General features: G+C 42.5%; 14 protein-coding genes. 4 read left to right on the top strand and 10 right to left on the bottom strand.

Going from position 1 to position 13,918, the window contains the following annotated elements; all coding sequences use genetic code 11:
• The first annotated feature begins 4 nt into the window (after positions 1–4).
• The 4 genes from HMPREF9965_RS12090 to HMPREF9965_RS12105 all read left to right on the top strand — a co-directional run bounded on the left by HMPREF9965_RS12090 (position 5) and on the right by HMPREF9965_RS12105 (position 2,861).
• A complete protein-coding gene (locus HMPREF9965_RS12090; RefSeq protein WP_000273860.1) occupies positions 5–331 on the top strand; it encodes a PadR family transcriptional regulator in 327 nt (108 codons plus the stop codon).
• Positions 318–911 (top strand): DUF1700 domain-containing protein, encoded by a 594-nt coding sequence (locus HMPREF9965_RS12095; protein ID WP_000198653.1) that lies wholly within the window; start codon positions 318–320, stop codon positions 909–911. Before HMPREF9965_RS12090 ends, HMPREF9965_RS12095 begins: the two co-directional genes overlap by 14 nt.
• Positions 904–1,836 (top strand): DUF4097 family beta strand repeat-containing protein, encoded by a 933-nt coding sequence (locus HMPREF9965_RS12100; RefSeq protein ID WP_001229033.1) that lies wholly within the window; start codon positions 904–906, stop codon positions 1,834–1,836. Before HMPREF9965_RS12095 ends, HMPREF9965_RS12100 begins: the two co-directional genes overlap by 8 nt.
• Before the next feature lie 62 nt (positions 1,837–1,898).
• Complete coding sequence (locus HMPREF9965_RS12105) at positions 1,899–2,861, top strand: DUF6574 domain-containing protein (protein ID WP_000191323.1); 963 nt, start codon at positions 1,899–1,901, stop codon at positions 2,859–2,861.
• 62 nt (positions 2,862–2,923) lie between these two features.
• On the opposite strand, the gene HMPREF9965_RS12110 is transcribed toward HMPREF9965_RS12105, so the two are convergent.
• The 10 genes from HMPREF9965_RS12110 to HMPREF9965_RS12155 form a co-directional block, all read right to left on the bottom strand.
• Positions 2,924–3,784 (bottom strand): DUF4299 family protein, encoded by an 861-nt coding sequence (locus HMPREF9965_RS12110; RefSeq protein ID WP_001140331.1) that lies wholly within the window; start codon positions 3,782–3,784, stop codon positions 2,924–2,926.
• A 122-nt stretch (positions 3,785–3,906) separates the two neighbouring features.
• Positions 3,907–4,893 carry a rhodanese-related sulfurtransferase gene (locus tag HMPREF9965_RS12115; protein WP_001030018.1) on the bottom strand — a complete coding sequence of 329 codons (987 nt, stop codon included), beginning with the start codon at positions 4,891–4,893 and terminating at the stop codon, positions 3,907–3,909.
• A 131-nt stretch (positions 4,894–5,024) separates the two neighbouring features.
• The gene (locus HMPREF9965_RS12120) at positions 5,025–5,321 is read right to left on the bottom strand and encodes a bacteriocin immunity protein (protein ID WP_000188100.1); all 297 of its coding nucleotides are present in this window, start codon (positions 5,319–5,321) and stop codon (positions 5,025–5,027) included.
• Between the two features lie 68 nt (positions 5,322–5,389).
• Complete coding sequence (locus tag HMPREF9965_RS12125; RefSeq protein WP_000760773.1) at positions 5,390–6,079, bottom strand: CPBP family intramembrane glutamic endopeptidase; 690 nt, start codon at positions 6,077–6,079, stop codon at positions 5,390–5,392.
• Positions 6,080–6,239: 160 nt separating this feature from the next.
• Positions 6,240–7,724 (bottom strand): ABC transporter substrate-binding protein, encoded by a 1,485-nt coding sequence (locus HMPREF9965_RS12130; protein WP_000800422.1) that lies wholly within the window; start codon positions 7,722–7,724, stop codon positions 6,240–6,242.
• Positions 7,725–7,831: 107 nt separating this feature from the next.
• Positions 7,832–8,752 (bottom strand): carbohydrate ABC transporter permease, encoded by a 921-nt coding sequence (locus HMPREF9965_RS12135; RefSeq protein WP_000818290.1) that lies wholly within the window; start codon positions 8,750–8,752, stop codon positions 7,832–7,834.
• Positions 8,753–8,765: 13 nt separating this feature from the next.
• A complete protein-coding gene (locus HMPREF9965_RS12140; protein ID WP_000714573.1) occupies positions 8,766–9,695 on the bottom strand; it encodes an ABC transporter permease in 930 nt (309 codons plus the stop codon).
• A 211-nt stretch (positions 9,696–9,906) separates the two neighbouring features.
• Complete coding sequence (locus HMPREF9965_RS12145; RefSeq protein WP_000735129.1) at positions 9,907–11,022, bottom strand: DUF4767 domain-containing protein; 1,116 nt, start codon at positions 11,020–11,022, stop codon at positions 9,907–9,909.
• A 113-nt stretch (positions 11,023–11,135) separates the two neighbouring features.
• A complete protein-coding gene (locus tag HMPREF9965_RS12150; protein ID WP_000251381.1) occupies positions 11,136–13,016 on the bottom strand; it encodes a beta-N-acetylhexosaminidase in 1,881 nt (626 codons plus the stop codon).
• Entirely contained in the window at positions 13,010–13,879 is an 870-nt protein-coding gene (locus HMPREF9965_RS12155) for an ROK family protein (RefSeq protein ID WP_000150734.1), read from the bottom strand. The genes HMPREF9965_RS12150 and HMPREF9965_RS12155 overlap by 7 nt, the downstream gene beginning before the upstream one ends.
• Between the last annotated feature and the right edge of the window lie 39 nt (positions 13,880–13,918).

A 13,918-nucleotide genomic window follows, 5' to 3' on the forward strand; every position in this document is an offset into this window, starting at 1 on the left:
TCCCATGTACTTCCCAACATCCTCTGCCTTGATCGAGTTTCTCATCTTGGCTGTACTGGAGCAGGGGGATTCTTATGGTTATGAGATTAGTCAAACCATTAAGCTCATCGCCAATATCAAAGAATCTACGCTCTATCCCATTCTCAAAAAATTGGAAGCCAGTGGCTTTCTGACCACCTACTCTAGAGAGTTTCAGGGGCGTATGCGCAAATACTACTCCTTGACTAATCGGGGCGTAGAGCAGCTCGTTACTCTAAAGGAAGAGTGGACGCTCTATACCGACACCGTCAACGGCATCATAGAAGGGAGTATCCGCCATGACAAGAACTGACTATCTGACTCAGTTAGAAACCTATCTCCATAAACTGCCTGAAGCTGACCGCATCGAAGCTATGGACTACTTTAAGGAACTATTTGACGATGCAGGTCCAGAGGGCGAAGAAGAGCTCATTGCTAGTCTAGGAACTCCAAAAGAAGCAGCTCATGATGTCCTCTCTAACCTCCTCAACAAAAAAGTTAATGAGGCACCTGCTCAAAAGAATGACCGTCAACTGCTACACATTGCCCTACTTGCCTTACTAGCAGCCCCTATCGGCATTCCGGTCGGGATCGGCATCCTCATGGCCATCATCGGTATTTTTATCGCAGCTGTCTCCGTCATTCTAGCCTTTTTCACCGTTTCGGTGACGGGTATCCTACTGGGCGGACTCTTTATCGTAGAGAGCTTTAGTGTCCTAGTCGAAGCCAAATCTGCCTTTATCTTGATTTTCGGGGCTGGTTTGCTTGCTATCGGTGCTTCTTCTCTTGTTCTATTAGGCATCTCCTATGTAGCTCGTTTCTTTGGGCTCCTGGTCGTTCGCTTGGTGCAATGGATTCTTAAAAAAGGAAAGAGAGGTGACAGACATGCGTAAATTGACGAAAGGATTTCTCATTTTTGGTGTGGTTTCTACAATCCTTGGTTTTATCATGATCATTGTAGGGGCCCAGTCCAATGGTATTCAAAGTTTGCTTGCCATGTCAAAAGATCCCATCTATGACAATCGTACCGAAGAAGTGACCTTTGGAAATGAAGTGGAAAAACTTGATTTGACCCTTGAAGAACATAGCCTAACCATCACAGAGTCTGTAGATGACAAGATCCACATCACCTATCATCCGTCAGTGTCTGGTCGTCACGATCTGACTACTGGCATGAGTGACAAAACACTGAGCGTCACTGACAAACAAGCCTCCCAACATCGTTTTCTCGGTTCAGGAATCGAAGGCCTACTTCGTATTGCCAGCAGTTATTCTCACCGCTTTGACGAAGTCGTTCTCTCCCTACCTAAAGGAAGAAAGCTGCAAGCTATCACCGTCTCAGCCAATCGTGGACAGACCACTATCCGGCAAGCCAACCTTGAAAATGCGACAATCAAAACAAAAGGCTACCACTTAAGAATAACAGAAAGCTCCATCAAGAACAGTACACTAACGACACCTAGTATTATCAATATTTTTGATACAGAATTGACAGATAGTCAAGTCAAGACGGAGGGGGGGCACATCTATGCTGAAAACATCAAGATCCAAGGCAAGGTTGAACTAGACTCTCATAACGACTTAAGACTCTTTCTTTCTAAGACAGAATTCGATCGTATCAATCTAGATATGTCTTCTAAGCACGGCGGTATTTATCGTAAAGCACAAAGAGAACATCCTAAACAAAAAGAGAATGAACTTGCCAACCCCTACAAGACAGACAAAGCAGATGTTAAGGATATACTCATTATAAAAGCCAATCAGGATATCTACCTACCCAAGGAGGAAGAGTACTCTGCTGCATCTAGAAACCATTGACAAAAACGCTTTCATCTGCTAGTCTAAAAATAGAAAATAACCATAAAAAAGGAGGTTCCACCATGACACAAGAATGGTTTGAAAGTGCCGATCTTGAGAAGAAATCGCCTCAGTCGAAATCGGAAATCCAGCCCGACGAGCCTGAGACTTCGGAAACCGTGGAGACTGAACCACAAGCAAGCGAAGAAATACCTGTCTCACCTGAAGAGTCGGAAACGCATGAGGAGGAAGCTCCCGAAACGATAGAAGAAACCCAAACCGAGGAAGAGGGAGAAGGGAAAGCTGAAGAGGAACACAACCAAGAAAACTCTGTAAAAGAGAAAAGCATCCTCAGCAAGGCTTTAGAAAGCCCCTATATCCCAGATATTGACCCTCGTAAAACTGCCCGATTAAAAGAAGAAATCGCACTATTTTGGACTTGGCTACTGGATGCTATCCAAGAACCAACTGCTAGCAAAACTACAGATCAAAAGCATCGTTACAGTGTCTTTGCCCTGCTCACTCTTCTGTCCTCGATTAACCTTTTCTTTAGTATCTATCATATCAAGCGCCTCTACTATGGCTATATGATTTCTATTGCTAATGGTTCTCCTAACCAGCTCCCACCTTTGGATCTCTTTGCTGGACTTTCTATCTTGGTCGCTAGCGCTTTATTTTACTTTTCTATCATTTTGGGAGGCTTTACTGTCCGACGTGTACTGGACCAGGAGAGCGACTTCACATTCCAAGAAGCCTTTGATCGTTACAGCAGACTCTTTGCTATCCCACTTGTCCTAACAGCTCTAGCAAGTTTCTTTGCACTCTTTGGTGGCTTGCGATTTGCTGGCATCCTCACTCTTCTAAGCATGGCCATCTTTGCCCTTGGCAATCTCTTTGTGATTAGCAAGCCAAGTAAGACCAGTAGCCTCGACCCATTTTATCGATTCCTGCTAGCTGTCTTACTTGATGGCGCTATTCTCTTACCCTTCCTCATTGCAGAGTTAGCCCTGACAGTGGACTACCTTCGCATCCTGACATTCTTTTAACCAAAATCCCTGCCATTCATTAATGACAGGGATTTTTATGCTTACTCTTTTTTGGACAGTGTCTATTCGATGGTTGCCAATCCTTCAAACTCTTGTCCTAGGATGGGTTGTACTTCTAATTGATTAGCATCTAATTGCTGGTAAAATGCTTTTGGTAGTGACTCTAGGAATTTTTCATAATCCAAGCGAGCGATGGCTTCATAGTCTTCTGCTTTTGAGCCATCACCAGAAATCTTCACTAAGTCAATCTCCCAAACAAGCTCCTTGCCTGCCAGCTGCTCGGTATAAGGAGCTGGTACAAAGGGTTCCTTTGGCAAAATCGTCTTGACTCCCTGGGCTAGGTGATAGATACCGTGCACCTTACCTTGAGCATCTGGGTAAAATTTCACACTGGCAAGGTAGGCATCAGAGCCTTGAACCTTCTTGACCAGCTCTTCAAAACGTGCCAATCCATCCTCAACCAAAAAGCTCTCCAGGTATTCCTTGTTGAGATAGATAGGGGACAAGAGCCCTTGGCAATATACTAGACGAGCCGCCTTATCCGCTAGATAATGCTTGACCGTTTGTCGGAAATAAGCTTCAAAGCCAAAGCCTTCTAGCCCTTCTACCGCTTGCCCCAACTTGCCAGATAGGGCCTGGAGGAGAGTTTCTACAATCTCCCAGTCCGCTCTAGTAAGGAGATCTGGAATCACCACTTGATAGCCTTTTCGACTATCCGCATAGTTGACCTTGAAGAGAAATTGCGACTGACCTACAATCCCACACTCGATATACTCGAGACGGTTGAGAGGCTGACGGAGATAGACCGCATCATAACTGTGTGACTCCAAGCCCTCCACCAAGGCTAAGATGGACTTGGCAGTCAAGACCTCCTGTTGTCCTAGAATGCTTTCTTTATTTGGGATAAAAAATGTTTTCGCCATAACCGGCCTCCTTTGAAATCGTTTACATATAGTATAACCTATTTTCCTGAAAGATACAGAAACAAACTTTAGATTTTTAGATAAAAAGCATAGAAAAACAGCCCCTGAGGAGCTGTTTGATGTTATACAGTAGCGACTTGATCCAAGCTTTCTCCAATCGCAGCCAAACGCTCCACCACTTCTGCCTGGCTCAAGCCGTTTTCAGCCACATAGCGGTTTCGTGGGTGAACACGACACTCGTGTGAGCATCCACGAAGATACTTGTCTTCGTTTTCTTCTGATGTCAAGATACGACGGTTACAGAAGGGATTTCCACAGTTGACATAACGTTCGCATGGTGTTCCATCAAACCAATCTTTCCCTACAATGGTAGGGTTGACATGGTTAACATCAACTGCGATACGCTCGTCAAAGACGTACATTTTCCCATCCCAAAGTTCACCTTGGACTTCTGGGTCTTTACCGTAAGTTGCGATTCCTCCGTGCAATTGGCCGACGTCTTTGTAGCCTTCACGGACCATCCAACCTGAGAATTTCTCACAGCGAACGCCACCTGTACAGTAAACCACGACACGCTTGTCCATGAATTTTTCCTTGTTGTCACGAACCCATTGTGGCAACTCACGGAAGTTGCGGATGTCTGGGCGGATAGCCCCACGGAAATGTCCTAGGTCGTACTCATAATCGTTACGTGTGTCAAGGACCACTGTATCTTCATCAAGAAGGGCTTCTTTAAACTCTTTTGGAGACAAGTAAGCACCTGTTGTTTCAAGTGGGTTGATGTCGTTGTCAAAATCGTTGTCTTCCAAACCAAGGTGGACAATTTCTTTCTTGTAGCGAACAAACATCTTCTTGAAGGCTTGTTCACTTTCTTCGTCAATCTTGAACCAGAGGTCTTCCATGCCTGGGAGGCTGTGAACGTAGTCCATGTATTTTTGAGTTGTTTCGTAGTCACCTGAAACGGTTCCGTTGATTCCCTCGTCAGCGACTAGGATACGACCTTTAAGGCCGATTGATTTACAGAAAGCCAAGTGGTCTGCAGCAAATTGCTCTGCATTTTCAATTGGAGTATAAAGGTAGTAAAGTAAGACACGAATATCTTTTGCCATAAGATTTGTTCTCTTTTCTATTCTTAAATTTTCAGAATTTTTCATTCAACTATACTAGTATACCCACTTGGGAAAACGAATGCAATTTATTTGACCGGAAATTATATAGAGAGACCTGCCACTGCACTTCATCAGTAACCATACCGAATCGCAGATAATTCTCTCAATTTTTTTATTTGCTTAGCTTGACTTTCTGACAAACACAGCTTATTGTCAATCAACACACGTGAGATGTCAACGTTCATTTGGCTCAGAATAAATGGAGTAGAGGTCCCATCATCCTCTAATCGTCTTTTATAAATCACTAGCTGATTTTTCAAGGGAGTCAGTTGAGGCGTATCCTTTATATCTTCCAGTAGATGATCAATGATCATCATGGCTTCACAACGTCTTTCGCTTCCTCCAGCAAACCATTTTAATGGTGTCATACTCATTTACCTCCTGAAATTCGCTTATAAATTGAAACACTATAATTCCTAACTCTCGTACCAATATTTTACCCAAATACCCTATGTAAAAAAGTCAGCAAAAATGGTAATGTTGCGAAAATATTATTAATCACATGCACCGCATAGGATGGATAAATGCTCTTGGTATAGCGGGTCAAACCAGCAAAGATGATTCCAACTGTTGCAAAGACGAAGATTTCTAACAGACTAGGCAGGCTTGAAAAATGAGGGAGAGCAAATAAAATAGAAGGAAGAAGCAAATCAAGGCCAAATCGCGAATGTTTAAAGAAGGCGTGTTGAAGTAATCCTCTATAAATCAATTCTTCCATCAATGGCACTAGAAAGAACAGAGTTATATAGATACCTAGCTCAGCAAAATTGGTTTCACTATAACCAATTAATACGGCCCAACCTTCAGCAGTTGACTGAACATGTTTAGCTGTCTGAACGTTAAAAGAGATCTGGAGCACTACCACTAATACTGTCAAAATCGAATACCAAAGCCATTTTTTTCTTGGAATGCGAAAGAGATAGCCGTGGCCTGTCTTAACAAGAATCCCAATCATGACTCCACTAAATAGCAAACTCAAGATATTTCGAATCCAGAAGAAGTTTCCTATCTGAGAAGAAAATTGCCAATAGTTTTGGATAATAAGCGTCAGCTGAGAAAGGCCAAATACGAAAAATAGGTAAGAGAAGACAGCACTCATTTTGAAAAGAAGACGATATTTTTTCATAATAAATCCCCTATAGATGTATGTGTATCACATCGCCAAAACTCTCAGAATCACTTCTTTCATTTTTGCATCCTAAAAATCACTACCTCCCCTAGAGAACTAGGGAAGGCAGTGATCACATTTTTAGGAATTAGGAATGAATACACGAAATCAGTTTGTCTTATGATTTTTTGTTTTTCAAGAATTCATCGTATTGTTTTTGCATTTCATCCAATACTTTTTGGTATGCACCTTCAGATTTCAATTTTTCCATCAATTCTGGAATCGCTTTATCTGGGTCTACAGTACCAGTGTTGATAGCTGTATCGAATTGTTGCATTGTATTAGTGATTGCAGAGATTTCAGATTTCACGCTATCAGTGTTAAAGATGAATCCAAGCGCTGGAGATTCTTTAGCTTCTGCCAATTGTTTCTTAGAATCTTCGATTTGTTGGTCTGTAACGTTTTCGTTGATGTAAAGGATCCAGTTGTTACCAGTGTTCCATCCACCCATGTGAGTGTTTCCTTTGTATCCTTCAAGGACGCGTACACGGTTTTCTTTACCTTCAATTTTCTCCCAGTTCTTGCCTTCTGGACCGTAAACAAGTCCATTCAAGAGTTCAGGGTTAGTGTTCAAGAGGTTCAACACTTCCATTGATTTTTCTTTGTTCTTAGAGTTGTTTGAGATGACAAAGTTAGCAACTTGAGTTGTTTGGTTTTTCTTGATGAAGTTAGTGAATGGTTTGATTTGGATATCTTTGTTAGCAACACGTGAGAGCAAGCTGTTACCGTAGTCAGCTGGTCCTACTGTTTCTTCACGAACGAACCAAGTATCTTGTTGAAGGTCGAATGAAGTGTCGCTTGTTGCTACGTCTTTTGGAATGTATCCTGCTTCGTAGAATTTGTGAAGAGTCTTCAAGTGTTCTTTGAAACGAGGAACATCGTAACGGTTTACGATCTTAGTAGTATCTCCTTCAAGGTCGATAACGAATGGAAGTCCGTTTGCTACTGGGTAGTCAAAGTTTTCAGAAGGGATGAAGTTCTTAGTAACTGCAAATGGTACTACATCTGGAGCTTTTTCTTTGATTTGTTTCAAGACTGGTTCAAGTGTTTCGTATGAATTTACACCTGAAATGTCGATACCGTATTTAGCAAGAAGAGTTCCGTTGAAGGCAAAGTTTTGTGAAGATGCAACGTTAGCCGCAACTGGAACAGCGTAGATCTTGCCGTTTACAGTGTTTCCTTTGATGTAAGCTGGGTCAAGTGCTTTATAAAGCTCTGCTCCTTCTTTCTTGTACAATTCTGTCAAGTCAGCATAAGCACCTTTTTGAGCGTTTACGATGTAGTTATCTGCAAAAGCGATATCGTAGTTTTCACCTGATGATGTGATAACTGACATTTTCTTACCGTAGTCACCCCATCCAAGGTATTGGATATCCAATTTGGCACCAACTTTTTCTTCGATGATTTTGTTTGCATTTTCTAGCAATTCATCCAAGTTGTCTGGCTTGTCACCGATTTGGTACATTTTAAGAACAGGTTTGTCACCTGAAGCTGAGTCAGCAGCTTTTTTGTTGTTACCTGAAAGGTTTCCACAAGCAGCAAGACTTGCAGCCAAAGCTACTACGCTAGCAGATGCAAAAGCATATTTTTTCCAGTTTTTCATGATAAAAACTCCTTTTTTTATTTTTAAACTTATAAACGATTTAATGATTTTAACTTCAGCTACTAAGATGAAGTTGGGAAGAGAGAAACGGTGTTTCTCAGTAAGTCCTATTCTTTCACACCACCGATGGTCAAACCTTTTACAAAGTAGCGTTGGAAGAATGGATACAGAATGGCAATCGGAAGGGTTGCAACCACAACCATGGCCATACGTCCTGTTTCCTTTGGAAGAGCGACTCCCAGTTGACCAGAAAGGCCGACTGCTTTGGCAATGTAGTCCATATTTTGCTGGATTTGCATGAGCAAATACTGCAATGGATACAAGTTGTCACTCTTGATGTAAAGAAGGGCGTTGAACCAGTCGTTCCAGAAACCAAGAGCTGTCAACAGCGTGATGGTTGCGATACCTGGGAGCGACAATGGTAAACAGATTTGGAAGAAGATCCGGGCTTCACTAGCACCATCGATACGAGCGGACTCGAGAATGGCTTCTGGAATTGTCTTCTTGAAGAAGGAACGCATCAAGATGATGTTAAATGGTGAGAGAAGCATTGGAACAATCAAGGCCCAAACTGTGTCACCCAGTTGAAGCAAACGAGTTACCACGATATAGCCTGGAACCAAACCGGCGTTGAACAACATACTAAGTAGGACGAAAATCGTAAAGAATCTGCGGTACTTAAAGGTTGTCCGTGAAATGGCATAGGCATAAGTCGTTGTGATAAAGACGTTTGTCAAGGTTCCGACCACTGTTACAAACACTGAGATAAAGAGCGCTTGTAATATCTTATCTTTAAACTGAGCCAAAAACTCGAAACCATCTAATCCAAACTGTGATGGGAAAAAGCTATATCCATGTTGAAGGATGCTCTTTTCATCTGTGATGGAAATCATGATGACAAAGATAAAGGGCAAGATACAAGAGAGAGCAATCAATCCAGAAATAATACTGAAGAATATATCTGCCTTCTTACTAAAGGAGTGAATGCCGACATTATCAATTTTTGCTTTTTTAATTTTTTCTGCCATGCTTTCCTCCTTTCTAGAATAGTGCTGAATTTGGATCGACTCGTCTTGCAAGTATATTTGAGAAGATAACGAGAATCAAACCGACAACTGACTGATAAAGACCAGCTGCTGATGCCATACCAATATCCGCTGTCTGAGTCAAACCATTATAGACATAGACGTCTAGTACGTTGGTAACATTGTAAAGCTGACCAGCATTGTGAGGGATTTGGTAGAAAAGACCGAAGTCTGCGCGGAAGATGTTTCCGACTGCAAGAATGGTCAAAACGGTTATCAGCGGTGTCAACTGTGGAATCGTTACGTTGCGAATCCGTTGCCACTTGCTAGCCCCGTCCACTGTTGCTGCTTCGTAGTAGGTTGGGTCAATTCCCATGATAGTCGCATAGTACATGACACTGCTATATCCAAAGCCTTTCCAGATACCTAGGAAAAGGAGAAGATATGGCCAGATACCCAAGTCTGCATAGAAGTTAATCCCCTTCACACCAATGGTTTCTAAGAAACGGTTAATAACCCCTTTGTCGATGTTTAGGAAAGCATCTGTAAAGAAACTGATGATAACCCATGACAAGAAGTAAGGGAACAACATAGATGTTTGGAAGATTTTAACCATTCTCTTAGAGCGGAGCTCGCTGAGGATGATGGCAATACCCACCGACACAATCAAGCCGATAAAGATAAATCCAAGGTTGTAAAGAACGGTATTACGAGTGATAATAAAAGCATCTTTAGAACTAAATAAGAACTTAAAGTTATCGAAACCAACCCACTTACTATTCATAATACTGTGGATAAATCCTTCACCACTCATATGGTAGTCTTTGAAGGCGACCACATTTCCAAATACTGGGATGTAGAAGAATAGAATCAACCAAAGTGCCCCTGGTAAAACCATCAAGAGAAAAATCCAGTTATCTCTCAAGGTCTTTGAAAACTTTTTCATAATTTCCTCCCATTTTATTCCTAAAAACTGATTTCATCGAATTTTTAGGTTTGATAACGATTACATTATTAGTATACTCCTAATTGATGGCTAGGTTAAACTACTAATTATAGAAAAAACTCCACAAATTATTTTATGTGGAGAAGTTTTTTATATAAGAAGGATGTTTCACGAGAAACCCTTTGCATGCGATAAATGTATTTTCTCTTCACTAATTGAAAACTTGTTCTAATACTGGATGATGAAACTCGACAAAATGAACCTGGGCATTTATGATAGCCCCTGATTCATTTTTCTCAATCTCCGGCTGTCCTTCTGTGTGTAAAAGAGTAGGATTGCCATCCTTGCAACCAAAGAGAATCACCTCTGTCCCTGCTTCATTCACGTAGCACGCTAGGATATCGAACCGCCTAGAACCTGAACCTGCAATATAGCCATACCATTTAAAAGTATAATTCATTCCATCCACTTGTCCAAATTGCATTATCTGGTCTGGCACTGCAAGCCCATAGTAATTACCATAAGTGGCCAAATTGGTTGACTTGAATACTTCACCTTTACTATCCGAGTAGGATTCCATGGCTTTTTTTATCTTGTCTCTTAGAGACCTATTATCTGTAATCGACTTATCCTCTACAGTTACACTAGTTTTGGAAATAAACTCCTTAAAACGCTGCGCTAAATCTGTATTTTCAGTCTCTTCAAAGTTTGCAGTACTGATAGTTTCTAGCGTCTTATCTGTATGCAAGACCTGTGCTTGCCCATCCTTCAGTGTAAACAAGTAGAAATGTTTGTTCTGCTTGTCATAGTAAGCATCTAAAATCAAGTAGTCATAAGCATTGTCACTCGATACTCCAAAAACATTCCATTTGACACTTTTCTGAGAGACTGTTGTAGCTTCTAATTTTTTGATTAGTTCATTTTTTTCATCAAAGTTTGCATGCTCTAATCTATGATAGGACTGCCCCATAGAAGAAGCCCAGCTTGCAAACTCTTCCTCCCACTTTTCGGTATTGTATTGGATTAGCTTCTGAAAATCTGAGTAGTTCTTCATAATCAAGGCTTGATCAGTCGGATTAGATAACTCAAGTTCTTCCATGGCTGCAACTGTGGCAGCCATCGGTGATTGAACAGTTGCAGCCTTGACTTCTTTTTCGTGCGAAAGAGCCTTTTGATAGGAATCTGCTAAATAGTGAAAACAGTTGATTGTCTCCTTGGTTTGTTGCTCCCTTGATATTGACGGACTAGGTGCTCTATCCTCTGTCGATTTATGGCAGGCAGATAAGACTAGCACACTCGCACCTAGAACTAGTAGTAGCTTTTTCATGTTCAAACCTCCAAACTATCCTTATACCTTCATTATACTCCTTCCCTATCTCCAAATCAAAAAAACATCTCCATGTATTTAAAAGGAGATGTTTAACTATCTGTGATAAATTTCTAGGTTGTATAAATCGTCGATGCGGTCGCAATAGTGTGCCACTGGTTAGCTGTAGTTGCTGCGAAATCCTTGTCTCCATAAAAATCGTTAAATGGAAGGATTTCGACTTCTAATTCTTCAATGCGGTCAATCTGACCTGCCAGATAAGTCTCGATGCGATTTTCAGCTCGCTTGATGCGTTGCAAGAGTCCACCCATACGGATATCGACCGTATCCAAACCAAATACCTTGTTTTCTTTCAGCCATTGGTGGCTAAAGAGGGCATGGAAGTGTTCGATTTGGCTTCTGAGTTTTGGTAATTCTTCTCTGGCGATTTCTTGCAAGCTGACTTTGTCACCGACTTTATAAGTTTCACGGATGCGTCTTCCCACATCCACTTTGCTACTTAAAATAGCATTCAACTGAGCCTGAGTTTCAAAGAGATAGGCGTAGATGCCTGCTTTTCCTTTGATTTCAGAAAGAGTCTCCGCAGCATGCGCAAAGTGGGGCTTGTCCTGTTCAGGTGTCATGTGCTGGTCAAGAATCGGGCAAAGAACATCCTGATAAAAGACATAGCGGTTGGGATTGATACCACTGAGATTGCCTGGCAGGTCTGGCAAGAGGTTAGCTAGGTCAATCTGCATGAAATCCTCAACTGATAGACCTGTATTGGTCTGGAAATGAGTAGACAAACGGTCTAGGTCATTGCGGTAGCTGAGTTCTGCCCAGATTTGCAAACTTGGTAGGATAGAAAATTGGGCTGTTTCCCCACCATTATCCCCCCAACCCGTCACGATGACTTCTTTGATGTCATTGGCACGGCAGGCTTTATTGGCCTCCATAGCGATAAGACGGCTGAAATGGTTGTTGGGTGTGAAACCAATCCACTTCCAAGCTCCCCCTGCAAAGGCGATATCCTGGCTAATCTTGTGGTGGTTGCGGAAGTTGCGATTGTATTTTTCCTCACTATCCTGGTAATAATCCCAGTAAACCAAGGTTACACGGTCTTTAAGACGATCTAGGTAGACACGAGTTTCCTCTGGAATTTCCACATCACGATCGTACTGGCCATCTGCTGACATGAGTTTAAAGAACATATCGCTCCACATTTGGCAGTGGAAACCGTATTTGTCTGCGATATCCAGCACGCGCTCCAAGTGTTGGCACATGAGAAGACTACGATCCACAACACCGTTCAAGATGAGGTAGCGTCCCAAGCCAACCAAGTGGGCTTCGTCCATCCCGATATTGACCTTGCGAGTCTGCAGTTTAGACAGAGTGGCAAACATCCCATCAATCAGGTCATAAACCTTTTCTTCGCCGATAAGGAGAATATCCTCTACATCACGGAGTTCTTGTACTTCCTTAACACCCCATTTAACGAAGGCTGACAAGTGGGCCAAGGTCTGGATGCAAGGAACAAAGGTCATGTCAAACTGCTGGGCGTAGGCTTCTATTTCCTGCAACTCCTCAGCCGAATAAGCTCCACGGAAATAACCAAAGTAAGGTTGTCCCTCAATCTGGTAGGTGTCCTCCATATAAAGCTCAAAGGTTGAGTAGCCCATGAGAGCCAAGACCTCAATCATCTGCTTGGCAGAAGCGACATTTAGCACTGCATTTCGCGAACAGTCTGCCATGTAGGCTAAATCTTCATAAGCAGCTTGTTCTTCAATCGCTACTTTTTCACCTTCTACTAGAGCTGTTGCCAACAAGGACAAGGCGCGGTAAAGTTGGTGAGGTTTGCGATAGGTTAGTTGATAGTGTCCACCTTGACCTATAATCGAGATAGACGTTTGATCAGACTGAGCGACTGCAACTTCCACATCTGGTAAAGAGATATGTTTTGTCAGCAAGTCGATTGCCTGCGTTTGTTTGGGACTAAGTCCTGTAAATCTTACCACTGGTTTTCCTCCTGTAGCCAGTTGACAAGGGCACCGTAGAGATTGGCATCTGCGTGATAGGTGCATGCCTGGATAACTGGTGCGACCGTGTATTCTTCGTAGGTCTCGACAAAGTTATCGACAGCCTTCTTGACACCTTGGATAAAGTCTGGATTTTGGCTGATAGACCCACCCAGGCTAATGACATCTGGATCGATCAGATACTGGATATTGAGCAAGCCTTGCGCCAAATTGCGGTTCATGCGCTCAATGGCTTCTTGGCAAAGGGCATTTCCTGCTGCAGCTTCTTGGTAAATCTTGCGTCCATCCCAGTCAGTCTGACCAGATTTTTCAATCACGTATCGAGCCATGTTTCCTGTAGAGGCTAGTAGCGACCAGTTGTTGAGTTTTTCAGCTGGTTCAATGGTTGTCATATAGCCAAACTCACCACCTAAGCCGTGGCGACCACGGTGAAGTTTGCCATTGATAATCATAGCTCCGCCAATTCCTGTCCCAATCACGACACAGGCCGCATTTTCAATTTCTGGATGAGCCAGCAGTTCACTAAGTCCAACACAGTTGGCATCATTTTCTAGATGGACAGGGAGTTGATGATGTGCAAGAGCTTCATACCAAGAAAAGCCATGAATGTAAGGCACTGCACTGATTCCCTCAATCACACCTGTTTCTTGATTGACCGCTCCTGGAACGCTCATGGCGACCCCTCTGTAATCCTGCTCTGACAAGCGTTGGTCTAGCCATGCCAGTAAATCTTCTAGGGTTTCTGGTGTCGGTGTACTTGTCTTATCTAGTATTTTTCCATCAGGAGTCAGACTGGCAAACTTAATCCCAGTCCCTCCGATATCAATGGTTGCAATCGTCATATTTTCACCAAAAAAGGGGCGAATCAGTAGTTTATCCTT

This window comes from Streptococcus mitis bv. 2 str. SK95 (genome assembly GCF_000222705.1).
Lineage (GTDB): Bacteria > Bacillota > Bacilli > Lactobacillales > Streptococcaceae > Streptococcus > Streptococcus mitis_AY.